The organism is Nonomuraea sp. NPDC059194, from assembly GCF_042754765.1.
Taxonomy (GTDB): Bacteria; Actinomycetota; Actinomycetes; order Streptosporangiales; family Streptosporangiaceae; genus Nonomuraea.
In genome coordinates this window covers 80723-103121 of sequence record NZ_JBHZBH010000033.1, presented here as the reverse complement: position 1 = coordinate 103121, position 22399 = coordinate 80723, and the positions used below count along the sequence as shown (strand labels likewise).

Below are 22399 nucleotides of genomic sequence, written 5' to 3'. Positions count from 1 at the left end.
GAAGCGCCGATAACGCCACGAGCAGGCACAGAAGACGATCAAGGTGTCAAGCATCAAGCGAAGCCAGAGTGTCAACCATCAAGCGAGATAGGACAGCTGTAGCCGAAACCCCGCTGCACGCCAAAGCCCGTAGCAGTCCAAGGTCCGTGGTAGCCCAAGGCCCGTGGTAGCCAAGGCCCGCTGTACGCCAAGGCCCCGCTGTACCCGAAAGCCCGCCGTACTCGAAAGCCTCGCTGTACGCCCAGGCTCGTCGGACCCGCGGCTCGTCGTAGCGCGGGTCCGGCGTTCCTGTGGGTCCGGCACACCCCGTGGGGCTGCCGTTTCCCTGAGCCCGGCATTCTTGCGAGCCCGGCATTCCTGCGAGCCCGGCGCACCCGTGGGGCTGCCGTTTCCATGGGTTCGGCGTATCCCGTGGTGGCTGGGGCTCGCCGTACCCGACGTCTTCGGTCGGGTACGGCGAGCGGTATCGCCCCCGGCCGCAGGTGGATGGGAGGCCCGGCGAAGGTGAACGAAGCGGACGGCCGGTTTGGCGGTTCTGTGGGCAGAGGCTGGATCGCGCTTGGTTGTCGGTGGCGGCCTATAGGCTCTTGAACGTGGCGAGCACCTTGAGTTTCCGGCCGAAGCCGGGGTCGATCCCCGATTCTCCAGGGGTCTACCGGTTCCGGGACGCCAACGCCCGGGTGATCTACGTGGGCAAGGCGAAGAGCCTGCGCCAGCGGCTCAACTCCTACTTCGCCGACTTCGCGGGGCTGCACCCGCGCACCCAGACCATGCTCAACACCGCGGCGGGCGTCGACTGGACGGTCGTCGGCACCGAGGTGGAGGCGCTCCAGCTCGAATACTCCTGGATCAAGGAGTTCGACCCGCGCTTCAACGTCAAGTATCGCGACGACAAGTCCTATCCCTACCTCGCGGTCACGATGGGCGAGGAGTTTCCGCGCGTGCAGGTGCTGCGCGGGGCGAAGAAGAAGGGCACCCGCTACTTCGGGCCCTACTCCCACGCGTGGGCCATCCGCGAGACCGTCGACCTGCTGCTGCGGGTCTTCCCGGTGCGCACGTGCTCGGCCGGGGTCTTCAAGCGGGCAGGCCAGATCGGCAGGCCGTGCCTGCTCGGCTACATCGACAAGTGTTCGGCCCCGTGCGTCGGCCGGGTCACCCCGCAGGAGCACCGCGACCTGGCCGAAGACTTCTGCGACTTCATGGCGGGCAACACCGGCCGCTTCATCAAACAGCTCGAACAGGACATGCGCGCCGCGGCCGGCGAGCAGGAGTACGAACGGGCCGCGCGCATCCGTGACGACATCCAGGCGCTGCAGCGGGCGCTGGAGAAGCAGGCCGTCGTGCTCGGCGACGCCACCGACGCCGACGTGATCGCGCTGGTGGAAGATCCGCTGGAGGCGGCCGTCCAGGTGTTCTACGTGCGCGCCGGGCGCATCAGGGGTCAGCGCGGCTGGGTGGTCGACAAGGTCGAAGAGACCACGCCTGGCGAGCTGGTCGAGCACTTCCTGCTGCAGATCTACGCCGAGGGCGAGATCCCCAAGGAGGTGCTGGTGCCGGCGCTGCCGCCGGACGCCGACGCCGTCACCGAGTTGCTGGCCGAGCAGCGCGGCGCGAGGGTGGAGCTGCGGGTGCCGCAGCGGGGCGACAAGAAGGCGCTGATGGAGACCGTCGAGCGCAACGCCAAGGAGTCGCTGGCCCAGCACAAGCTGCGCAGGGCGAGCGACCTGACGACGCGGAGCCTGGCGCTGCAGGAGATCGCCGACGCGCTCGATCTCGACCAGGCGCCGCTGCGCATCGAGTGCTACGACGTCTCCCACCTGCAGGGCGAGAACGTCGTGGCGTCGATGGTCGTCTTCGAGGACGGGCTCGCGCGCAAGAGCGAGTACCGCCGCTTCGCCGTACGGACGAAGGAGGGTGATGTCGCCTCGATCCACGAGGTGATCACCCGCAGGTTCAAGCGCTACCTGGAGGAGCGCTCGGCCACCGGCGAGCTGACGGCGGAGGACGAGCACGGCCACGGGCCGATCGACCCCGAGACCGGCAAGCCCCGCAAGTTCGCCTACCCGCCCAACCTGGTGGTGGTCGACGGCGCGGGGCCCCAGGCGGCGGCGGCGCAGCGGGCGCTCGACGAGCTCGGCGTCGACGACGTGGCGGTGTGCGGGCTCGCCAAGCGGCTGGAGGAGGTCTGGCTGCCCGGAGACGATCAGCCGGTCATCCTGCCGCGCGCCAGTCAGGGCCTCTACCTGTTGCAACGGGTGCGTGACGAGGCACATCGCTTCGCCATCACCTACCATCGATCCAAGCGGTCCAAGACGGTGAAGGAGAGCGCGCTCGACGGCGTGCCCGGCCTCGGCCCGGCCCGCAGGCAGGCGTTGCTCAAGCATTTCGGCTCTGTGAAGCGGCTGCGCGAGGCCACCGTGGCCGAGATCTGCGAGGTCCCCGGCATCGGCCGTGCGACCGCAGAGGTCATCGTGTCAAGGTTTGCCCAGGAGTAGTGAGGTTATGAGCAGCCCAGAGCATCAAGGACGCGCCGAAACCGCGTTCGTCATCGTGACCGGCATGTCAGGAGCCGGGCGCAGCACCGCGGCCAAGGCGCTTGAAGACTTGGGCTGGTTCGTCATCGACAACCTGCCGCCGGGGCTGCTGTTCGCCATGGCCGAGGAGGCGGGCAGGGTCAAGCTGGCCGCCGACAAGGTGGCCGCCGTCGTCGACGTGCGCAGCCTGGCCTTCACCACCGACCTCAACACGGCGATCGAGGAGCTGGAGGGGCGCGGCGTGCGCGTCCGCGTGGTCTTCCTCGAGGCCAGCGACGAGGAGCTGGTGCGCAGGTTCGAGAACGTCCGCAGGCCGCACCCGCTGCAGGGCGAGGGCAGGCTGGTCGACGGCATCGCGCGCGAGCGCGGCATCCTGCGCGAGGTGCGCGCCAACGCCGACCTGGTGATAGACACCTCGGCGCACAACGTCCACGAGCTGCGCAACAAGATCGTCGCCTACTTCGGCGGCGAAGACAGGCCGGGCCTGCGGGTCAACGTCGTCTCCTTCGGTTTCAAGTACGGCCTGCCCGTCGACGCCGACCTCGTGGTCGACTGCCGCTTCCTGCCCAACCCGCACTGGGTGCCCGAGCTGCGGCCGATGAACGGCCTCGACGTCCCCGTGCGCGATTACGTCCTCGGGCAGTCGGGGGCCAAGGAGTTCCTCGACGCCTACGAGGAGGCGTTCAAGATCGTCGCAGCGGGATACTCGCGTGAGGGCAAGAGCTACGCGACGCTGGCGGTGGGCTGCACGGGCGGTAAGCATCGCAGCGTGGCCATGGCCGAGCAGCTTGGCGGCCGGTTGCGTGACCGCGGGATGGAGGTCCAGGTGAGTCACCGGGATGTGGGCCGGGAGTGACGGATGGGCGTGGGCAGGTAACGCGGGAGGACACGCCGGGAGTGCCCGATGGGCGTGAGCAGGCAACCCATGCAGACGCGCCCGGAGTGAGGGATGGGCGGGAGCCGGTAGTTCGGGAAGACGCGCCGGGGTTGTCCGAGGGCCATGAGCGGGCACCCCGGGAGGTCGCGCCCGGATTGTCCGATGGTCGTGAGCCGGCGATTCGGGAAGACGCGCCGGAATTGTCCGATGGGGGTGAGTCGGCAACCCGGGAAGACGCGCTGGGTCAGGCCGGTGGGCGAGCGGGCGGCGGGCCGAAGGTGGTCGCGCTGGGCGGCGGGCATGGGCTCTACGTCTCGCTGACTGCGCTGCGGAGCGTGACGGACGAGCTCACCGCCGTCGTGACCGTGGCCGACGACGGCGGCTCCAGCGGCAGGCTCAGGCGGGAGCTCGGCGTGCTTCCGCCGGGTGACCTGCGGATGGCGTTGGCCGCGCTGTGCGGCGATGACGAGTGGGGCAGCACCTGGAGCGAGGTGGTCCAGCACCGCTTCAGGAGCGAGGGCGACCTCCACGGGCACGCTGTCGGCAACCTGCTCATCGTGGCCCTGTGGGAGCTGCTGGGCGACCCGGTGGCCGGGCTCGATTGGGTGGGGCGGCTGCTCGGCGCCCACGGCAGGGTGCTGCCGATGGCCTCGGTGCCGCTCGACATCGTCGCCGAGGTCGAGCTCGACGGCGTGATCTCGACCGTGCGTGGCCAGGTGGCGTGCGCGCTCACCCCTGGCAGAGTCCAGGCCATCTCGCTGGTGCCGGAGGATCCGCCCGCGCGTCCCGAGGCCGTGCAGGCGATCCTCGACGCCGACTGGGTCGTCTTCGGCCCAGGATCGTGGTTCACCAGTGTGCTGCCGCACCTGAAGGTGCCTGAGCTGGCCGAGGCGCTCCACGTCAGCAGGGCCAAGCGGCTGGTGACGCTCAACCTCGCCCCGCAGCCGGGCGAGACCGACGACTTCTCGCCCCAGCAGCACCTGGAGGTGCTCAGGCAGCACGCGCCCGACCTCACGGTGGACGTGGTGCTGGCCGACACGGGCGTGGTCGACGACCTCGACGCGCTGGAGAAGGCCGCCGCCGCGTTGGGCGGCCGGGTGGTCACGGCCGTCGTGGCGGCCGAGGACGGCTCGCCGAGGCATGACCCACGACGTCTTGCCTCCGTCCTTGACGAGATTTTCCTCCAGAAGCGTTGATCCTGGTCGGCGTCGCGCGAAGGTGCGAGAGACTTCTTGGGAGCCGGTCTGTATGGGGGAGGACTAACGCTTATGGCAATGACAGGTGTGGTGAAGGACGAGCTGAGCCGACTGCCGGTGCTCAAGCCCTGCTGCCGCAAGGCGGAGGTGTCCACGCTGCTGCGCTTCGCGAGCGGGCTGCACCTCGTGGGCGGGCGCATCGTGATCGAGGCCGAGCTCGACACCAACGCCACCGCCCGCCGGCTGATCAAGGACATTGGCGAGGTCTTCGGCCACAAGGCCGAGGTGCTCGTGCTGGCTCCGGCCGGGCTGCGCAAGGGCTCGCGCTACGTCGTGCGCGTCTACCGCGACGGCGAGGCGCTGGCCAGGCAGACCGGCCTGATCGACAACCACGGCCGACCGGTCAGGGGTCTGCCCCGCCAGGTGGTGGCGGGCGCGTCCTGCGACGCGGAGGCGGCCTGGCGGGGGGCCTTCCTCGCCCACGGGTCGCTGACCGAGCCTGGCCGTTCGATGTCGCTGGAGGTCACCTGCCCCGGGCCGGAGGCGGCACTCGCGCTGGTGGGGTCGGCGCGGCGGCTCAAGATCCACGCCAAGGCGCGCGAGGTGCGCGGCGTCGACAGGGTGGTCGTGCGAGACGGCGACGCGATCAGCGCGCTGCTGACCAGGCTCGGCGCCCACGACAGTGTGCTGGCCTGGGAGGAGCGGCGGATGCGCCGCGAGGTGCGCGCCACCGCCAACAGGCTCGCCAACTTCGACGATGCCAACCTGCGGCGTTCGGCGCGCGCGGCGGTCGCCGCGGGCGCGCGGGTGCAGCGGGCGCTGGAGATCCTCGGCGACGACGCGCCCGACCACCTGGTCATCGCGGGCCGGCTGCGGGTGGAGCACAAGCAGGCGTCGCTGGAGGAGCTGGGCCAGATCGCCGACCCGCCGCTGACCAAGGACGCCATCGCGGGCCGGATCAGGCGGTTGCTGGCGATGGCCGACAAGCGCGCCTCCGACCTGGGCATCCCCAACACCGAGGCCAACCTGACCGTGGAGATGCTCGCCCCGTGACCCAAGCGGGCGCCGTCCCCCTGCGGCGCTCGCGGGGTGGAATCGGGGTGACCGCGGTGTTCTCGGGTCGCTCGCTGCGGTGCCAGCTGGCCGCTGTTCGCATGCGGTACGGCGGAGCATGTCCTTCGGCGTGTGCTGCGGGGAGTGGGTGGCTCCGGGTGCGGCGGGATCGGGCGGTTCGGTTGCTGCGCGAGGAAGCGGTTTCGGGTGCGGCGGATTCGGGCGGTTCGGTGTGCTGCGGGGGACGGGTGGCTTTGGGCGCGGCGGGATCGGGCGGTTGGGTGTGCTGCGCGAGCGGGTGGCTCCGGGCGACCGGCGCGGGCGGGTGGCTCTCGGGTGCGGTGGGTGTGGGTGCGGCAAGGGTCGTTCGGGCGTCTGGTCGCGTGAGGTCAGCGGTTCCTGGGAGTGAACAGGTTGATCGGCTCCTGCGGGGGAGCGGCGGGCTCCGGTACGGCGGCCGCGCGGGCCGCCCTGACGGCTTTGATCCGCTTGTTGACGAACATGAACGCCGCCACCGCGCTGATCACCCAGAACAGCACGACCACCGGGTCCTGCTGGATCACCGTGTCGAACTGCGCGAGCACTGTGCGAACCGCGGTCAGGTAGTCGGTGCCCGCGGGGGCGAGCTTCACGGTGAGCGCGACCACGCCGGCCGTGGTGCCGAGCGCGGCTCCGACGAGGCCGAACAGCGCCGCCAGCCAGGGCAGGACCGCGCTGGACGGTTTGACCGCCGTCACGCCGACGCCGACCAGCACGCCCACCAGCACCGCGACGACGCCGAGGTTGTACTCCGTGACACCGATGACCGCCCCGTGGACGCCCGCGCCGACGAGCATGGCCACCAGGCCGATGAGGACACCGGGCACCAATCCTGACTTCTGCTGGGTCATTGTGAGGTCCTAGGAAAGAGACGTGTTGACAGTAACGAGTCGGGCACTTTACTCGACTAGGACAAATGACGTGTGGGGATCGACGAAATCCAGAGCGGGACCTCACGTGGTCTAAACCAATTTAGGTCCGATAGTGTTTGCGCTGAGGTTTCAGCCCGCCATTCACGTACGAGGAGACGGTTCCGTGAGCATCCGCGTAGGCGTCAACGGCTTCGGTCGCATCGGCCGCAATTTCTGGCGAGCGGTCGCCGCCAGCGGCAAGGACATCGAGATCGTCGCGGTCAACGACCTGACCGACAATGCGACGCTCGCCCACCTGCTGAAGTACGACAGCATTCTGGGCCGCCTGCCGTACGAGGTGAAGGCTTCCAGCGACGAGATCACCGTCGACGGCAAGGCCATCAAGGTCTTCGAAGAGCGCGACCCCGCCAAGCTGCCCTGGGGCGAGCTGGGTGTCGACGTCGTGGTGGAGTCGACCGGTCTGTTCACCGACGCCGCCAAGGCCAAGGTGCACGCCGACAACGGCGCCAAGAAGGTCATCATCTCCGCGCCCGCCAAGGGCGAGGACATCACCATCGTGATGGGCGTCAACCACGACAAGTACGACCCCGCCGCGCACACGATCATCTCCAACGCCTCCTGCACCACCAACTGCCTGGCCCCGATGGCCAAGGTCATCCACGACTCCTTCACCATCGAGAAGGGTCTGATGACCACCATCCACGCCTACACGCAGGACCAGAACCTGCAGGACGGCCCGCACAAGGACCTGCGCAGGGCCCGCGCCGCCGCCCTCAACGTGGTCCCGACCTCCACCGGCGCCGCCAAGGCCATCGGCCTGGTGCTGCCCGAGCTGAAGGGCAAGCTCGACGGCTTCGCGATGCGCGTGCCGATCCCCACGGGCTCGGCCACCGACCTGACCGTCGACCTGGCCCGCGAGGTCACCGTCGAAGAGGTCAACGCCGCCGTCAAGGCCGCCGCCGAGGGCCCGCTCAAGGGCATCCTCACCTACACCGAGGACGAGATCGTCTCCAGCGACATCGTCACCGACCCCGCCTCCTGCATCTTCGACGCGGGCCTGACCAAGGTCATCGGCAACCAGGTGAAGGTCGTCGGCTGGTACGACAACGAGTGGGGCTACTCCAACCGCCTCGCCGACCTCATTCAGCTGGTGGGCGCTGACCTCTGATGCGCACGCTCGACGATCTCGACGTGAAGGGGCGGCGCGTCCTGGTGCGCGCCGACCTCAACGTCCCCCTCGACGGGGAGACGATCACCGATGACGGCCGCATCCGGGCGTCGGTGCCGACGATCAGGACCCTGGTGGAGCGCGGCGCGAAGGTCGTCGTCTGCGCCCACCTGGGCCGCCCCAAGGGCGAGCCGAACCCCAAGTACTCCCTCAGGCCCGTCGCCAGGCGCCTGGGTGAGCTGCTGGGCCAGGACGTCGCCTTCTCGCCCGAGGTCATCGGGACCGAGACGGTGGAGGCCCTCCAGGACGGCCAGGTGGCCCTGCTGGAGAACCTGCGCTACGAGCCCGGCGAGGAGTCCAAGGACGACGAGGTCAGGCGCGCCTTCGCCGAGCGGCTGGCCGCGCTGGCCGAGCTGTACGTCGGCGACGGCTTCGGCGCCGTGCACCGCAAGCACGCCAGCGTCTACGACGTGCCGAAGCTGCTGCCGCACGCGGCCGGCGGGCTGGTCGTGGCCGAGGTCGAGGTGCTCAAGAAGCTCACCGACGACCTCGAGCGGCCCTACGTGGTCGTGCTCGGCGGCGCGAAGGTCTCCGACAAGCTCGGCGTCATCGCCAACCTGCTGACCAAGGTCGACAGGCTGCTCATCGGCGGCGGCATGGCCTACACCTTCCTCAAGGCCCAGGGCCACGAGGTGGGCGGGTCGCTGCTGCAGGAGGACCAGCTCGACCAGGTGCGCGGCTTCCTCAACGAGGCGGCCAAGCGCGGAGTGGACCTCGTGCTGCCCGTCGACGTGCTGGCGGCCACGCACTTCGCCGAGGACGCCGACTTCGAGGTGGTCGAGGCCGACGCGATCCCCGCCGACCGGCAGGGGCTCGACATCGGCCCGAGGAGCCGCGAGCTGTTCGCGAGCAAGCTGGCCGACGCGCGCACCGTCTTCTGGAATGGCCCGATGGGCGTGTTCGAGTTCGACGCGTTCGCCGGGGGAACTCGCGCGGTGGCCGAGGCGTTGGTCGCTTCCGAGGCCTTCACCGTGGTCGGCGGCGGCGACTCGGCGGCAGCCGTACGCAAGCTCGGCCTGCCCGAGGACGGCTTCTCCCACATTTCCACCGGTGGTGGGGCTAGCCTCGAGTATCTCGAAGGCAAGACCCTGCCCGGTCTGGCCGCCCTGGAGGACTGACGTGCAGCGAACGCGACGCGGCGAGCGCGGATGCGTGGTGAGCGAGCTTTGAGCAGCCCGCGCAAGCCGCTCATCGCCGGCAACTGGAAGATGAACCTCAACCATCTCGAGGCCATCGCGCTGGTCCAGAGGCTGGCATTCGCGCTCAACGACAAAGACTTCGACAAGGTCGAGGTGGCGGTGCTGCCGCCGTTCACCGACCTGCGCAGCGTGCAGACGCTGGTCGACGGCGACAAACTGCGCATCGTGTACGGCGCGCAGGACCTGTCCCAGCATGACGGCGGCGCCTACACCGGCGAGGTGTCGGGCGCGATGCTGGCCAAGCTCGGTTGCACTTTCGTGACGATCGGCCACTCCGAGCGGCGGCAGTACCACGACGAGGGCGACAACGTCGTCAACGCCAAGGTCCACGCCGCCTACCGGCACTCCCTGACGCCGATCCTGTGCGTCGGCGAGGACCTCGGGGTCCGGCACGCGGGGGCCCAGGTGGCCCACTGCACGTCACAACTCGATGGCGCTCTGCGCAGAATCACCGCGGAGCAGGCACAATCGATAGTGGTGGCCTACGAACCGGTCTGGGCGATCGGCACCGGTGAGGTGGCCACTCCGCAGGACGCACAGGAGGTGTGCAGCGCGCTTCGGGCACGACTCGCCGCGCTCTACACGCCCGAAGTAGCCGCTGGCATCCGTATCCTTTACGGAGGCTCGGTCAAGTCTGACAACATCGCCGGGATCATGGCTCAGCCCGACATCGACGGCGCCCTCGTGGGCGGTGCAAGCCTCGATGCAGGGGAGTACGTCAAGATCTGCCGTTTCGGCGAAATGTCTGGCTAACTGCAGCGTTCGGAGGGTGCGACTTGACAGCAGGTCGTACCCTCTAGAAGCAAGTTTGAATCGTCGCGCGAACAGAGCATTGAAAGAACGGGTCTACGGTGACTATCGGAATCTCCATCGCCCTCATCCTGGCGAGCTGCCTGATGATCCTGCTGGTGCTGCTCCACAAGGGTAAGGGCGGAGGTCTGTCCGACATGTTCGGCGGCGGCTTCTCGTCGAACTTCGGCGGTTCCTCGGTGGTGGAGCGCAACCTCGACCGGCTGACCATCATCACCGGCATCGTGTGGTTCGTCTGCATCATCGCCCTTGGCCTGCTGCTCAAGCCCTGACAGCACGGCAACGCGTGACAGTGATTCTCCCCCCGCCGCACGCGGGGCGATCGAGCGAGGAGTTCATCCGTGGGTAGTGGCAACGCGATCCGTGGCAGCCGAGTCGGCGCAGGCCCTATGGGGGAGGCCGAGCGCGGCGAGGCAGCTCCGAGAGTGCGGGTCTCGTTCTGGTGCGCCAACATGCATGAGACGCGCCCCAGCTTCGCCAGCGACGCGGCCGTCCCCGAGACGTGGGACTGCCCCCGTTGCGGCCTGCCGGCCGGTCAGGACGAGGCGGCGCCGCCGGCTCCCCCGAGGAACGAGCCGTACAAGACGCACCTGGCCTACGTGAAGGAGCGCAGGAGCGACAAGGACGGCAAGGCCATCCTCGAGGAGGCCCTCGAGCGCCTGCGCGCCAACAAGTCCCCCTGGTAGGACTTCCGACGACACGAAGACCCCGGCCCGCGCGGGCCGGGGTCTTCGTGTTGGAAGCCCCGTGTTACTCGGGGTAACGGACATTGTCAAAAAACGATATTGGCATGTCCGCAATGTCACGGCATGATGATCGCGTTCGAGAGTCACCACAGCAAGGGAACTCAGTTTTGAAGAGAACGCTGTCCATCGCCGCCGCCGCCCTCTCCGCTGCCGCGGTTCTGGCGATCCCCTCCGCCGCCCACGCCGACGCCTACTGCGGCTCCGGCTACAACGTCGTGGCCCAGGCCCCCGTCAAGACCTCCAGCGGTTCCACGTACGGCACCGTCTACCTGACCTACAACAGCGGCACCGGCAAGAACTGCGTGTCGGTGGTCAAGAGCGCCTACGTCGGGACCGCGACGTCCACGTACGTGGAGATCGCGGTCAAGGGCGGAAGCGTCTTCGGGCTCTCGGAGAACGTGAAGTACTACGGCGGGCCCGTCCACGCCGACGCCCGTGGCACGTGCGTGAAGTACCGGGGCTTGATCGACAGCCCCAGCGGCACCAGGGCCAGCGGCGGCCGGTCCAGCTGGGGCAACTGCGGCTAACGCTGGTAGACCGGCTCGCCGTCCACGAAGGTCAGGCGGACCTGGGTCGTCCAGATCTCCGGCGCGGGCAGCGCGAACGGGTCGCGGTCCAGGACGACCAGGTCGGCGGGCCGTCCAGGCTCGATCGTCCCGGCGGGCGAGCGGTTGATCCAGGCCGAGCCCGCCGTGTAGGCGGTCATCACGGTCGCCAGGTCGATCCGCTCGCCCGGCAGGAACGGCGTCTGCGCCGTGGGGTAGTCGGCGTGGACGGAGCCTCCGGGCTCGGTACGGTTGACCGCCACGTGCATCCCCTGGATCGGATCGGCGCTCGACACCGGCCAGTCGCTGCCCGCGCACAGGCGTGTCCCGTGCGACAGCAGTGACGCGAACGGGTACTGCCACGCCGAGCGCTCCTCGCCCAGGAAGGGCAGCGTCAGCTCGTCCATCTGGGCGTGGTGGGTGGCCCACAGCGGCTGCAGGTTCGCCGTCACGCCGAGCGCGGCGAAGCGCGGCACGTCGGAGGGCTCGATGATCTGCAGGTGCGCGATGTGGTGCCGGTTGGCGGGGGAGGTGCCCTCGAAGCTGTCCAGCGCCTCCCGTACGGCTCGCTCGCCGATGGCGTGGAAGTGCACCTGGAAGCCGTGCCGGTCGAGCTCGGCGACGTACCCGCGCAGCGCGGTGGGGTCGATGTAGGACAGCCCGGTGCCGCCGCACCTGCAGTAGGGCTCGATCACCGCGGCGGTGAAGTTCTCGGCGATGCCGTCCTGCATGATCTTCACCGCGCCCGCGCTGAACCTGTCCAGGCCGTCGGCCATGGCCCTGCGCTCGATCAGCGACTCGATCTGCTCGGCGCCCTGGGCGCGGTCCCACCACAGCGCACCGACGACGCGCGCCTTCAGCCGCCCTGCCTTGGCCGCCGACAGGTAGGTCGGCAGTTGGTCGTCGGAGCCGGCGTAGGAGCCGACGATCGCGTCCTGCCAGCCGGTGATGCCCAGCGAGAACAGGTGCCGCTGCGCCGTCAGCAGGGCGGCGTCCAGGTCGTCGGCGGTCGGCCGGGGGGTGAGCAGGCCCACCAGGTCCATCGCGCCCTCGTGCAGCACGCCGCTCGGGGTGCCGTCGGCGTCGCGCTCGATCCTGCCGTCGGCGGGGTCGGGGGTGTCGCGGGTGATGCCCGCCAGCTCCAGCGCGCGGGTGTTGACCCAGGCGGCGTGGTGGTCGCGCTGGATCAGATAGGCGGGCCGGTCGAGGAAGTCGAGCTGGGAGCGGTGCGGCAGGCCGCCGGGGAAGGCGGCCATGTCCCAGCCGCCGCCGTCGATCCACTCCTTGTCGCAGCGGTCGGCGTAGGCCGCGATGGCCGCGGTGTAGGCCTCCAGCCCGTAGATCTCCGACAGGTCGCACTTGGCGTGTTCGAGCCCCGCCTGCACGGGGTGGATGTGCGCGTCCGTGACGCCGGGAATGAGCAGGCCGCCGTCGAGGTCCACCGTCTCGTGCGCGGGCGCCTGCCGTACCAGGTCGGACTCGGGGCCGACGGCGACGATCACGCCGTCGCGCACGAGCACGGCGTCGTCGGTGGGGGACGATCCGGTGGCGGTGAAGACGCGGCCGCCGCGGAAGAGGGTGTGCATCCAGATACTCCTTAGTGACCGGTGATCAGGTCGGCGAGGCGGGCCAGGGCGGAGGTGCGGCGCATCGAGCGCTCGCGGGCGTCGGCCGCGCGGTAGAGGCGGTACATGGAGTGGACGCCGAGCCAGCGCAGCGGCTCGGGCTCCCACGCGCGCACCTCGCGGCCCACCCACGGCAGGCCGGTGAGCCGGCTCGGCTCGTCCAGGATCAGGTCGCGTAGGGTACGGCCGGCCAGGTTGGTCGTGGTGACGCCGTGTCCGGTGTACCCGCCGGCCCAGCCGAGGCCGGTGGCGTGGTCGACGTGGACCGTGGAGCACCAGTCGCGCGGCACGCCGAGCACGCCCGACCAGGCGTGGGCGATCCTGGCGGAGGCGGCGGCGGGGAAGAAGTCGACCAGCAGCGACCACAGCGCCTCGATGGTCCAGTCGTGGGTACGGCCGCGGGCGTCCACGCGCGAGCCGTACAGGTAGGGCTTGCCCCTGCCACCGAAGGCGATCCGGCCGTCGGCGGTGCGCTGGGCGTACATGTAGTAGTGGGCCAGGTCGCCGAGCAGTTCGGCGCCCTCCCAGCCGACCTGCTCCCAGAAGGAGTCGGGCAGCGGCTCGGTGACGATCATCGAGCTGTTCATGGGCAGCCACTGCCGCCGCAGGCCCTTGATCGTGGCGGTGAAGCCCTCGGTGGCCCTGATCACGTAGTCGGCGGTGACCGTGCCGTACGGTGTGACCGCCCGGTGCGGCGCGATCTCCTCGACCGGCGTGCGCTCGAAGATCTCCACCCCCGACTCCCTGACGGCCCTGGCCAGGCCGCGCACGAGCTTGCCGGGGTGAATCCTGGCACAGTGCGGGCTCCACGAGGCCTGGATCGCGCCCGCCACGCGCAGCCTGGCCTCCCGCTGCGAGGAGGTCAGCAAGGTGGCCTCGACGCCCCACTTCGCGCCCGCGGCGACCGAGGCGCGCAGCCGCGCCGCCTGGGCGCTGCCCCTGGCGACGTTGAGCACCCCGCCCTTGACGATGTCGGCGTCGATGCCCTCCTTCTCGCAGATCTCGATCACCTCGTCGATCGAGGAGTACATCTCGCGCTGCAGCAGCCTGGTCGCCTCCACGCCGTGCGTCCTGGCGTAGCGCTCATGGGTGCCGGCCAGGTCGCCGGTCAGCCAGCCGCCGTTGCGCCCCGAGGCGCCGAACCCGGCGAACTCCTTCTCCAGCACCACGACGTCGAGAGAGGGCCTGGCCCGCTTGAGGTAGTACGCCGTCCAGAGCCCCGTATAACCCGCGCCCACGATCGCCACGTCCGCCCTGCGGTCGCCGTCGAGAGCGGGAGCGGGGGGCAGGTCGCCGAGTGAGCGATGCCAGAAGGAGACGTCTCCGTTGACGAAGTCGTCGCTGAACGAAGGAACACGCGTGCTCATGACGGTACATCCTGCTATATCCGCATATCTTCGTGCATCTCGCCACGGAATTCGTGATGAAACACTTCCAGTCAGCAGCTGTAACAAATGCGGCGCATCCTTGCGGCATGGGATTTCTGCGCATCCGTACCACGGTCGACGAACGGCCCGGAAGGCTGGCCTCGCTGGCGGCGGCGCTCGCCGAGCGGGGCGGCAACATCCTCGGGCTGAGCGTCCAGCCCGACATCGACGGCACGGTCGACGAGTTCGTCGCCGAGATTCCCGCCGCCCCCGAGGCGGTCAAGGCGGCGTTGGAGGCGGCGGGCGGCCGCCGCGTCCAGGTCGTCGCGGCGACGGCGCACGAGCTGACCGACGAGCCGACCAGGGCGCTGCTGCTGGCCTCCCGCCTGCGCGCCACCCCGTGGCGGCTGCCCGAGCTGCTGGCCGAGCTGCTGCGCGCGGACGACGCCCGCTGGGTCTATGGTGACGCCGTGCGCGATCTTCCCGACCCGACCCTCCTGATCGTTCCCGTGGCCGCCAAACGGGCCATCAAGGTGCGCAGGAGCGAGCTGCCCTTCACGCTGACCGAGGCCGCCCGCGCCGCCTCGTTCGTACGGCTGGCCCAGCCGCCCGCCGACCCCGTCGGCGCCGAGCGGCACATCAGGCTGGCCGACGGCACTGAGGCCACGGTCAAGCCGCTGACCACCATCTACCGCGAGGCCGTCAAGGACCTGCACGACCGGTGCTCGCCGGAAAGCCGCAGGTTCCGCTACTTCACCGCGATGCCCACCCTGCCGCCGCGGGTGTTCGAGCGGTTGTGCGACCGCGGCAGGGGGCACTCGCTCGTGGCCGGTCACGACGGGCAGGTCGTCGCGCTGGCCAGCCTGATGTTCACCCCCGATCCGGGCATCGCCGAGATGGCCCTGCTCGTCGAGGACCGCTGGCAGGGGCGCGGTCTGGGCGCGGCGCTGGCCAGGATGCTGGTGCAGCAGGCGCGCGATCTCGGCTACGCCGAGGTCCGGGCCTCGCTGCTGTCGGACAACACGCGCATGCGCCGCCTGATGATCTCGCTGGGCGCCACCCTGGGCTACACCGAGGACCCGGGTGTCGTGGAGACGCGGCTGGCGGTGGGCGCGCTGGTCTAATCCTGCCCAGCGGGGTCAGGGGGTGCGCCCAGGGCGTCCAGGCGGCGCTCGATCCGGTCGAGGCTCTCCTGGATCTGCTGGAGGCGGTGGTCGAGCTGCGGGCGCTCTCTGGCCTCCGTCGCACGCAGCTTGTGGAGCACGCGCTGCCTGAGCCTGTGCAGGTCGAGCCCCTTGCTGACCAGCACCTGGGCGGCCACGCCCTGGCCCTCGTGGATCAGCCCGAGCAGGACGTGCTCGGTGCCGATGTGGTGGTGGCCGAGCTGAAGGGCCTCGCGCAGGGAGAGCTCGAGCACCTTCTTGGCGTGCGGCGTGAACGGGATGTGGCTTCCCGGCGGCGCGGAGCCCCGTCCGACGATCTCCTCGATCGTGTCGCGCAGCTCGCCGAGGCCGGCGCCGCAGTCGTGCAGGATCATCGCCGCGATGGCGTCGTCGGCGTGGACCAGGCCCAGGAGCAGATGTTCGGTGCCGATGTAGTCGTGGTCGAGCATCCTGGCCTCTTCCTGGGCGAGGACGACCACCCTGCGGGCACAGTCGGTGAAGCGCTCGAACACGGGGCCTCCGCTCGTGTTGGCTTCTTCCACTATGCGCTACGAATCGGGCCGTGTGGGGTACTTGTCAAGTGTGGATCTTGACGAGATCGCCGACCGGCTCTACTCGCTGCCCGTGGCCGAGTTCATCGCCGCGCGCGAGGCCGAGGCCCGCGCCGCCAAGCAGGCGGGACAGCCCGATCTCGCCCGCCTGGTGGCCGCGCTGCGCAAGCCCACGGTCGCCGCGTGGGCGGTCAACCAGCTCTCCCGCGCCCACCCCGCCGCGCTGGCCGAGCTGCTGGATCTGGGCGAGGAACTGCGCGCCGCGTGGGCGGCGCAGGACGCCGAGGCGCTGGCCGAGCTGACCGCCCGGCGCTCCAGGCTCTCCCGGCGGCTGCTGCGGCTGGCTCCCTCGGCCGGGGCCGAGGTCGAGCAGACGCTCGATGCCGCCACGGTCGACGCCGACGCCGCCGAGGAGGTACGGCGCGGCCGCCTGGCCAAGCCGCTCAGCTACAGCGGCTTCGCTCCCGCGCCTGTCGCGAAGTCGCGTCCCGCTCGCAAGCCCTCGGAGGAGGACCGGCGGGCCGCTGAGGATCGCAGGGCCAAGGAGCTGGCCGAGGCCACCGCCGCGCACGAGGAATGGCGGGCCACGCTGGCGCAGGCCGTACAGGAGAGGGACGAGCGGGCCGCGAAGGTGGCGGACCTGGAGAAGAAGCTGGCCAAGGCCCGCAGAAAGCTCGCGGAGGCCGAGCAGCGGGCGGAGGTGGCCAGGAGGGAGGAGGCCCACGCGCGGGCGCGGCTGAACCGATAGAGTGGTGTACGAAACCGTTTCGTACACCTGGAGGTTCCATGTCCGAACTCGCGGCGATCGTCACGGGCGCCAACAGCGGCATCGGCCTGCCCACGGCGCGTGAACTGGCCAGGCGCGGCGCGCGGGTGACCGTCGCCTCCCGCGACCCGGAACGCGGCAGGGCGGCGGTGGAGGGCATCCGGCGCGACGTCCCCGGCGCCGACGTCACCTTCGGCAGGCTCGACCTGGCCGACCTGTCCTCGGTGAGGGAGTTCGCCGCCGGCGTGGAGCGGGTCGACCTGCTGATCAACAACGCGGGCATCGGCATGATCCCGCGCGGCGAGACCAAGGACGGTTTCGAGCTGCAGTTCGGCACCAACCACCTGGGCCACTTCGCGCTCACCGGGCTGTTGCTGCCGCACCTGCTGGCCGCGCCCGCCCCCCGGGTGGTCAACGTGGCCAGCGACGCCCACAAGGTCGGCAAGCTCGACTTCGACGACCTCGGTCTCGAGCGCGGCTACGGCAAAATGACCTCCTACGGCCGCTCCAAGCTGGCCAACCTGCTGTTCACCTTCGAACTGCAGCGCAGAGCCAGGCTGGCAGGCTCGGCGCTGCTGTCGGTGGCCACCCACCCGGGCGCCACCGCCACGAACTTCTTCTCGCTCGGTCCTTTCCAGCCGCTGCTGAAGCTCTTCCTCCACAGCGCCGAGGACGGCGCGGTGCCCTCCCTCTACGCGGCGACCTCGCCGCTCATCAGGGGAGGGGAGTACCTCGGGCCCAAGTCCAAACCGCTGAGGCCCAGTAAGGACGCTCTCGACGAGGCACTGGCCGCGCGGCTGTGGGAGATCTCGACCGAGCTCACCGGCGTACGATTCCAGGAGTTCGCCCACAACTAAGGACGCGCGCGTGCCACCACTTGACCCGGGCAGGGAGAAGGCCATCCTCGACGCCACCTTCGACCTGCTGTCGGAGATGGGCTACGACCGGATGTCGGTCGACCAGATCGCCAAGCGCGCCAAGGCCAGCAAGGCCACCATCTACCGGCGCTGGGCGGGCAAGCCCGAACTCGTCGTCGATGTCATCTGCCGCCGTTTCGACATGGACGTGCCGCCGGTGCCCGACACCGGGTCGCTGCGCGGCGACCTCGTCGAGGTCGTCAGGGGCCTGTCGGCGGCGGCCGAGCGCAAGCACGGGCTCATCATGGGGCTGTCGTCCACGCTCGTCTCCCACCAGGAACTGGCCAGGACGCTGCGGCAGCACATGCCCGTGCGCGACCTGGTGGGCACCTCGCGGCTGGTCGAGCGGGCGGTGGCACGCGGCGAGCTGCCGGAGGCCGTCGAGGCGGGCCGGTTGTTCGAGGTCGTGGAGGCGCTCGTCTGGCACCGGCTGATCTTCATCGGGCCGCCGCTCGACGACGCCTTCGCCGCCGAGGCGGTCGACGGTGTGCTGCTTCCACTCACTCGCGCCTGGGCAGCCCAAACCTGACGAGTTGTTGTCAGATTCGCCGTCCAAGCCTTTCTGGCCGGGGGAGCGCGTGCCTAAGGTCGTCGGCATGAGCATCGACGACTTCATCGACCGCCTGCCCAAGGTCGAACTCCATGTCCACCTGGTCGGCTCCGCCTCGGTGCCGACCGTGCTCGAACTGTCGCGCCGCCACCCCGGCAGCGGCGTGCCGACCGGCGAGGAGGAACTGCGGGCCTTCTACACCTTCCGCGACTTCCCCCACTTCGCCGAGGTCTACCGGGCGGTCAACGACCTGGTGCGCGAGCCCGAGGACATCGCCGCGCTGGTGACCGGGCTGGCCCGCGACCTCGCCCCACAGAACTGCCGCTATGTCGAGCTGCAGGTCACGCCGTACGCGCACTGGGTGCGCAAGCTGCCGATGCGCGCGGTCACCGAGGCGCTCGACCTGGCCGCGCGGCGGTCCCTCGACGAGCACGGCGTCGAGATGGCCTACATCTTCGACATCCCCGGCGAGTACGGCGAGGAGGCGGCCCGTGTCACGCTCGACCACGCGCTGAACGAACCTCCCGCCGCATTGGTAGGTTTCGGCATCGGCGGGATCGAGCAGGAGCGGGCCCACTACCGGGACGCCTACCGCGACGCCTTCACCGCCGCCCGCGCGGCGGGCCTGCACAGCGTCCCGCACGGCGGCGAGATGTCCGGTCCCGAGACGGTGTGGGAGGTCATCGAGGGGTACGGCGCCGAGCGGATCGGACACGGCATCAACGCTCTGGACGACCCCCGCCTGATCGCCCACCTGAGGGAGAGGCAACTGCCGCTGGACGTCTGCCCGACCTCCAACGTGTGCACAGGACAGGTGAAGCGGATCGAGGACCACCCGCTGCCCCGCATGCTGGAGGAGGGGCTGTTCGTCACGCTCAACAGCGACGACCCGCCGATGTTCGCCACGACGCTGGCCGCCGAGTACCGCCTGGCCGCGCACGTGTTCGGGCTGGGCCAGGCAGAGCTGGCGCAGCTGGCGCGCAACGCCGTACAGGCCTCGTATCTGAGGCAGGACCGCAAGCGGGCGCTGCTGACCGAGATCGACGCCCTGGGCTGAGCCGGGGGCGCCCCCGCGGACAGGGGCAGGCACGTCCGCGGGGGGCCGGTTCCATGGGTCGCTACAGGCCGGGGACGTAGAGCAGACGGTTGGGCGAGCCGCTGCCGCGGCTCTTGACGACGCCGGTCGTGGCGTTGTTGACGATCGCGTCGCTCACCTGCTGGGGCGTGGCGCCAGGGTGGCCCTGCAGGTAGAGGGCGGCGGCCCCGGCGACGTGCGGGGTGGACATCGACGTGCCGCTGATCGTGCTCGTCGCGGTGTCGGAATCCTTCCACGCCGAGGTGATGTTGTAGCCGGGGGCGAACAGGTCCACGCAGGTGCCGCGGTTGCCCCACGACGGCTTGGTGTCGGAGGTGTTGGTGATCGAGACGGTGATCGCCTCGGGCACACGGGCGGGCGACTGGGTGCAGGCGTCCAGCGCGAACAGCCCGAACAGGCCGTTGCCCGCCGCGATCGCGTAGGAGACGCCCGAGGCGATGGAGTTCTTGACCGCGGTGTCCAGCACGGCGTCGGCGCTGCCGCCGAGGCTCATGTTGGCGACGGCGGGCTTGACGGCGTTCGCGGTGACCCAGTCGATGCCGGCCACGACCTGGTCGGTGGTGCCCGAACCCTCACAGTTGAGCACCCGGACGCCGACCAGCGTCACGCCCTTGGCCACGCCGTACGCCGAACCGCCGGTCGTGCCCGCCACGTGCGTGCCGTGGCCGTGGCAGTCGTTGCCGTTCTGACCGTCGCCGATCGCGTCGAACCCGATCGAGGCGCGCCCGCTGAAGTCGTTGTGGGAGGGCCTGATGCCGGTGTCGATGATGTACGCGTGCACGCCCGCGCCGGTGGGCCCGTAGGTGTAGTCGTTGTTGAGCGGCAGGTTGCGCTGGTCGATGCGGTCCAGGCCCCACGATGGCGGGTTCGGCTGGGCTTCGGAGGCGCGGTGCACCACCACCTGCTGCACGTAGGCGACCGACGGGTCCGCCGCCAGGGCCTCGGCCTCCTTCTGGCTGGCGTGGACGGCGAAGCCGCGCAGGGCGTGGCGGTACTCCCTGAACTTGGTGCCGCCGTGCTTGGCGGTCAGGTCGGTGGCGGCCCTCGACACCTCGGGCCGGTTCTTCAGGACCACGATGTAGGCGCCGGGGACGAGGTTCTCCGGTTCGGCGCTAGGGGTGACCAGCTTGCCCGACGGCTCGGGGTCGGCCAGGGCGGGGGCGGAACTCGCGAGTACGGCGGCGGCCGCGGCGATGACCGCGGCCCAGCGACGTAAGGCCGAGCGACGTAAGACCATGGGGGGTGTGTCCCTTCGTGGGTCGGTGACCACGAAGGTAAAAAACACTTTCGGGGCTGACAAGACCTAAAATCTGATGTCAAATCCGCTTATGCCCCGAAGGTTCTCGCGACTCAGGCCCGCTTCACGGCGAGGCGATCCGGCCGAGCCCCGGCGGGATCTTCGCCGCGGCGGCCCTGTCGAGCAGGAAGAGCGTGCGCAGCCGCCCCCTTGCGCCCGCCGCCGGCACCTGCACCTGGCCCGAACCCTCCGCCAGCGCCAGCCGTACGGCTCCCGCCTTCTCCGCGCCCGCGGCCACCACCCACACCTCGCGTGCGGCCTGGATGGCGGAGAAGCTCAGCGAGATGCGCACCGGCGGCGGCTTCGGCGAGCCGTGCACGGCCACCACCGAACGGGTGTCGTAGACCGCGGGATTGCCGGGGAACAGCGAGGCCACGTGCGAGTCGGGGCCCATGCCGAGCAGCATCACGTCGAACGAGGGAACGGGCCCGTGGTCCTCGGGACGGGCCGCCCTGCGCAACTCCTCGGCGTAGGCGTCGGCCGACTCCTCGGCCGTCATGCCGGAGTCGGGCCCCCGCATGACGTGGATGCGTTCGGGGTCGAGGTCGACGTGGTCGAGGAGCGCCTTGCGGGCGCCCGTCTCATTGCGCTCCTCGTCGCCCGCGGGCAGGAACCGCTCGTCACCCCACCAGATGTCCAGCTTGCGCCAGTCGACCGCGTCACGCGCGGGCGTCTCGGCGATCGCGGCCAGGGTGGCGATGCCGACCGTGCCGCCGGTCAGCACCAGCGACGCCGAACCCGTCGCCGACTGCACGTCGACCAGGCGGGTGATGATCCGCGCGGCGACGGCCTTGGCCAGCACGTCGGCGTCGCGGTGCACGACTACGTTGGGAACGCTCACGATCACACCCTATCGAGGCGCGAGGGTGCGGCTCGCGTCGCCTCTCGGGTGCCGTGCCGGACTTCGGCGCGGTCTTCCGGAGGCCCGAGGTGAAGGGTCGGGTCGCGTCGGCTCTCGGGCGGCGGACTTCGGTTCCGTCTTCTGGAGGCCCGAGGTGGTGGGCGCCCGAGAGACGGCGAGGGTCCCGGATTCCGTCGAACCCGGGACCCTCGAACCGCCATGCTCAGGACTTGTGCGAGCGGGCCAGCCGCTTCAGCGCCGCCTCGTAGGTCTCGTCGGGGTCGAGCCTGCGCAGTTCCTCGGCCAGCAGCTCAGAGGTGCTGCGCCGGGCGAGCGCCACATGCCGGTCCGGCTGCCCAGGACGCGCGAGCGTGGCCAGGCGGGCATCGCTGCGGGTGATGGCCACCTCTCCGCCGTCGAGCGACAGCCGTACCGCGGTCAGGCCTGGACCGACGGAGTCGGCCACCTTCACCGGCGCGCCCAGCCGCTCCGACAGCCACGCCGCCAGCAGCGGCGCGCTGGGGTTTCCGGCGGCCGCGTCGACGAAGCCCTTCTTGACCCTGCCCACCGGCTGGTCGAAGGCCGCGGCCAGCAGGCTGCGCCACGGCGTCAGCCTGGCCCACGCCAGGTCGGTGTCGCCGGGGGCGTAACCCTTGGCCCGGCCCGCCAGCACCTTGATGGCCTCATGGGCGGACTTGGCGTCGGTGATCCGGCGCTGGGTCAGCGCCCCGATCGGGTCCCTGGCGGGTACGGCCGGAGCGTCGCCTGGCCACCACGCCACCACGGGGGTGTCGGGCAGCAGCAGCGGGCTGACCACCGAGTCGGCGTGGTCGGTCAGCTCGCCGTACAGGCGCAGCACCACCACCTCGCCGGGCGTGGACTCGCCGACGCGCAGCTCGGCGTCGAGGCGGTTGGCCTCGTCGGTCTCCCGCTTGATCACCACGAGGATCCGCGAGGGGTGCTCGCGGGCGGCCTCGGTGGCGGCGCGGACCGAGTCGTACTGGTCACGCTCGTCACAGACCACCACCAGCGTCAGCACCATGCCGATCGCCGGGGCGCCCATCTGGTGCCGCAACCGGGTGAGCTGCGCGGAGATCTTCCCAGCGGTGGTATCGGTCAACATAAAA

General features: G+C 70.3%; 22 protein-coding genes. 15 read left to right on the top strand and 7 right to left on the bottom strand.

Going from position 1 to position 22399, the window contains the following annotated elements; all coding sequences use genetic code 11:
- Positions 1-587 precede the first annotated feature (587 nt).
- The 4 genes from uvrC to whiA all read left to right on the top strand — a co-directional run bounded on the left by uvrC (position 588) and on the right by whiA (position 5660).
- Entirely contained in the window at positions 588-2495 is a 1908-nt protein-coding gene (gene uvrC, locus ACFXJ8_RS32400) for an excinuclease ABC subunit UvrC (RefSeq protein ID WP_379647789.1), read from the top strand.
- A 7-nt stretch (positions 2496-2502) separates the two neighbouring features.
- Positions 2503-3390, top strand: a complete 888-nt coding sequence (gene rapZ, locus ACFXJ8_RS32395) for an RNase adapter RapZ (RefSeq protein ID WP_379647788.1) — start codon at positions 2503-2505, stop codon at positions 3388-3390.
- A gap of 299 nt (positions 3391-3689) precedes the next feature.
- A complete protein-coding gene (gene yvcK, locus ACFXJ8_RS32390; RefSeq protein ID WP_379647791.1) occupies positions 3690-4607 on the top strand; it encodes a uridine diphosphate-N-acetylglucosamine-binding protein YvcK in 918 nt (305 codons plus the stop codon).
- A 72-nt stretch (positions 4608-4679) separates the two neighbouring features.
- The gene (gene whiA, locus ACFXJ8_RS32385) at positions 4680-5660 is read left to right on the top strand and encodes a DNA-binding protein WhiA (RefSeq protein ID WP_358138997.1); all 981 of its coding nucleotides are present in this window, start codon (positions 4680-4682) and stop codon (positions 5658-5660) included.
- Positions 5661-6049: 389 nt separating this feature from the next.
- Here the strand turns inward: whiA and ACFXJ8_RS32380 are convergent, their stop codons facing one another.
- Positions 6050-6550, bottom strand: coding sequence for a hypothetical protein (locus tag ACFXJ8_RS32380; RefSeq protein WP_379647787.1), 501 nt, complete (start codon positions 6548-6550; stop codon positions 6050-6052).
- Positions 6551-6734: 184 nt separating this feature from the next.
- Between ACFXJ8_RS32380 and gap the strand changes: the two genes are divergently transcribed.
- From gap to ACFXJ8_RS32350, 6 genes are all read left to right on the top strand, one after another.
- On the top strand, positions 6735-7739 hold the full coding sequence (gene gap, locus ACFXJ8_RS32375; RefSeq protein WP_379647786.1) for a type I glyceraldehyde-3-phosphate dehydrogenase: 1005 nt from the start codon (positions 6735-6737) through the stop codon (positions 7737-7739).
- On the top strand, positions 7739-8917 hold the full coding sequence (locus ACFXJ8_RS32370) for a phosphoglycerate kinase (protein WP_379647785.1): 1179 nt from the start codon (positions 7739-7741) through the stop codon (positions 8915-8917). The genes gap and ACFXJ8_RS32370 overlap by 1 nt, the downstream gene beginning before the upstream one ends.
- 48 nt (positions 8918-8965) lie before the next feature.
- Positions 8966-9751 (top strand): triose-phosphate isomerase, encoded by a 786-nt coding sequence (gene tpiA / locus ACFXJ8_RS32365; protein ID WP_379647784.1) that lies wholly within the window; start codon positions 8966-8968, stop codon positions 9749-9751.
- Positions 9752-9849: 98 nt separating this feature from the next.
- A complete protein-coding gene (secG, locus tag ACFXJ8_RS32360) occupies positions 9850-10080 on the top strand; it encodes a preprotein translocase subunit SecG (protein WP_358139007.1) in 231 nt (76 codons plus the stop codon).
- Positions 10081-10149: 69 nt separating this feature from the next.
- The gene (locus ACFXJ8_RS32355) at positions 10150-10494 is read left to right on the top strand and encodes an RNA polymerase-binding protein RbpA (protein WP_183661989.1); all 345 of its coding nucleotides are present in this window, start codon (positions 10150-10152) and stop codon (positions 10492-10494) included.
- Between the two features lie 167 nt (positions 10495-10661).
- On the top strand, positions 10662-11081 hold the full coding sequence (locus ACFXJ8_RS32350; RefSeq protein ID WP_379647783.1) for a spore-associated protein A: 420 nt from the start codon (positions 10662-10664) through the stop codon (positions 11079-11081).
- Here the strand turns inward: ACFXJ8_RS32350 and ACFXJ8_RS32345 are convergent.
- Both ACFXJ8_RS32345 and ACFXJ8_RS32340 read right to left on the bottom strand, forming a co-directional pair.
- A complete protein-coding gene (locus ACFXJ8_RS32345; protein ID WP_379647782.1) occupies positions 11078-12685 on the bottom strand; it encodes an amidohydrolase in 1608 nt (535 codons plus the stop codon). The two genes, ACFXJ8_RS32350 and ACFXJ8_RS32345, sit on opposite strands and share 4 nt — an antisense overlap.
- An 11-nt stretch (positions 12686-12696) precedes the next feature.
- The gene (locus tag ACFXJ8_RS32340; protein ID WP_379647781.1) at positions 12697-14091 is read right to left on the bottom strand and encodes an NAD(P)/FAD-dependent oxidoreductase; all 1395 of its coding nucleotides are present in this window, start codon (positions 14089-14091) and stop codon (positions 12697-12699) included.
- Between the two features lie 107 nt (positions 14092-14198).
- Here ACFXJ8_RS32340 and ACFXJ8_RS32335 point away from each other — a divergent pair, with 107 nt between their 5' ends.
- Complete coding sequence (locus ACFXJ8_RS32335) at positions 14199-15215, top strand: GNAT family N-acetyltransferase (RefSeq protein ID WP_379647780.1); 1017 nt, start codon at positions 14199-14201, stop codon at positions 15213-15215.
- On the opposite strand, the gene ACFXJ8_RS32330 is transcribed toward ACFXJ8_RS32335, so the two are convergent.
- The gene (locus tag ACFXJ8_RS32330; RefSeq protein ID WP_379647779.1) at positions 15212-15766 is read right to left on the bottom strand and encodes a Clp protease N-terminal domain-containing protein; all 555 of its coding nucleotides are present in this window, start codon (positions 15764-15766) and stop codon (positions 15212-15214) included. The genes ACFXJ8_RS32335 and ACFXJ8_RS32330 overlap by 4 nt on opposite strands.
- Before the next feature lie 70 nt (positions 15767-15836).
- Between ACFXJ8_RS32330 and ACFXJ8_RS32325 the strand changes: the two genes are divergently transcribed.
- The 4 genes from ACFXJ8_RS32325 to add all read left to right on the top strand — a co-directional run bounded on the left by ACFXJ8_RS32325 (position 15837) and on the right by add (position 19095).
- On the top strand, positions 15837-16553 hold the full coding sequence (locus tag ACFXJ8_RS32325; RefSeq protein ID WP_379647778.1) for a hypothetical protein: 717 nt from the start codon (positions 15837-15839) through the stop codon (positions 16551-16553).
- A gap of 38 nt (positions 16554-16591) precedes the next feature.
- The gene (locus ACFXJ8_RS32320) at positions 16592-17428 is read left to right on the top strand and encodes an oxidoreductase (protein WP_379647777.1); all 837 of its coding nucleotides are present in this window, start codon (positions 16592-16594) and stop codon (positions 17426-17428) included.
- Between the two features lie 10 nt (positions 17429-17438).
- Complete coding sequence (locus tag ACFXJ8_RS32315) at positions 17439-18017, top strand: TetR/AcrR family transcriptional regulator (RefSeq protein WP_379647776.1); 579 nt, start codon at positions 17439-17441, stop codon at positions 18015-18017.
- Between the two features lie 67 nt (positions 18018-18084).
- A complete protein-coding gene (add, locus tag ACFXJ8_RS32310) occupies positions 18085-19095 on the top strand; it encodes an adenosine deaminase (RefSeq protein WP_379647775.1) in 1011 nt (336 codons plus the stop codon).
- Between the two features lie 61 nt (positions 19096-19156).
- On the opposite strand, the gene ACFXJ8_RS32305 is transcribed toward add, so the two are convergent.
- From ACFXJ8_RS32305 to opcA, 3 genes are all read right to left on the bottom strand, one after another.
- Positions 19157-20371, bottom strand: a complete 1215-nt coding sequence (locus ACFXJ8_RS32305) for a S8 family peptidase (protein WP_379647774.1) — start codon at positions 20369-20371, stop codon at positions 19157-19159.
- 124 nt (positions 20372-20495) lie between these two features.
- The gene (gene pgl, locus ACFXJ8_RS32300; RefSeq protein WP_379647773.1) at positions 20496-21272 is read right to left on the bottom strand and encodes a 6-phosphogluconolactonase; all 777 of its coding nucleotides are present in this window, start codon (positions 21270-21272) and stop codon (positions 20496-20498) included.
- Between the two features lie 223 nt (positions 21273-21495).
- Positions 21496-22395 carry a glucose-6-phosphate dehydrogenase assembly protein OpcA gene (gene opcA / locus ACFXJ8_RS32295; protein WP_379647772.1) on the bottom strand — a complete coding sequence of 300 codons (900 nt, stop codon included), beginning with the start codon at positions 22393-22395 and terminating at the stop codon, positions 21496-21498.
- Positions 22396-22399 lie beyond the last annotated feature (4 nt).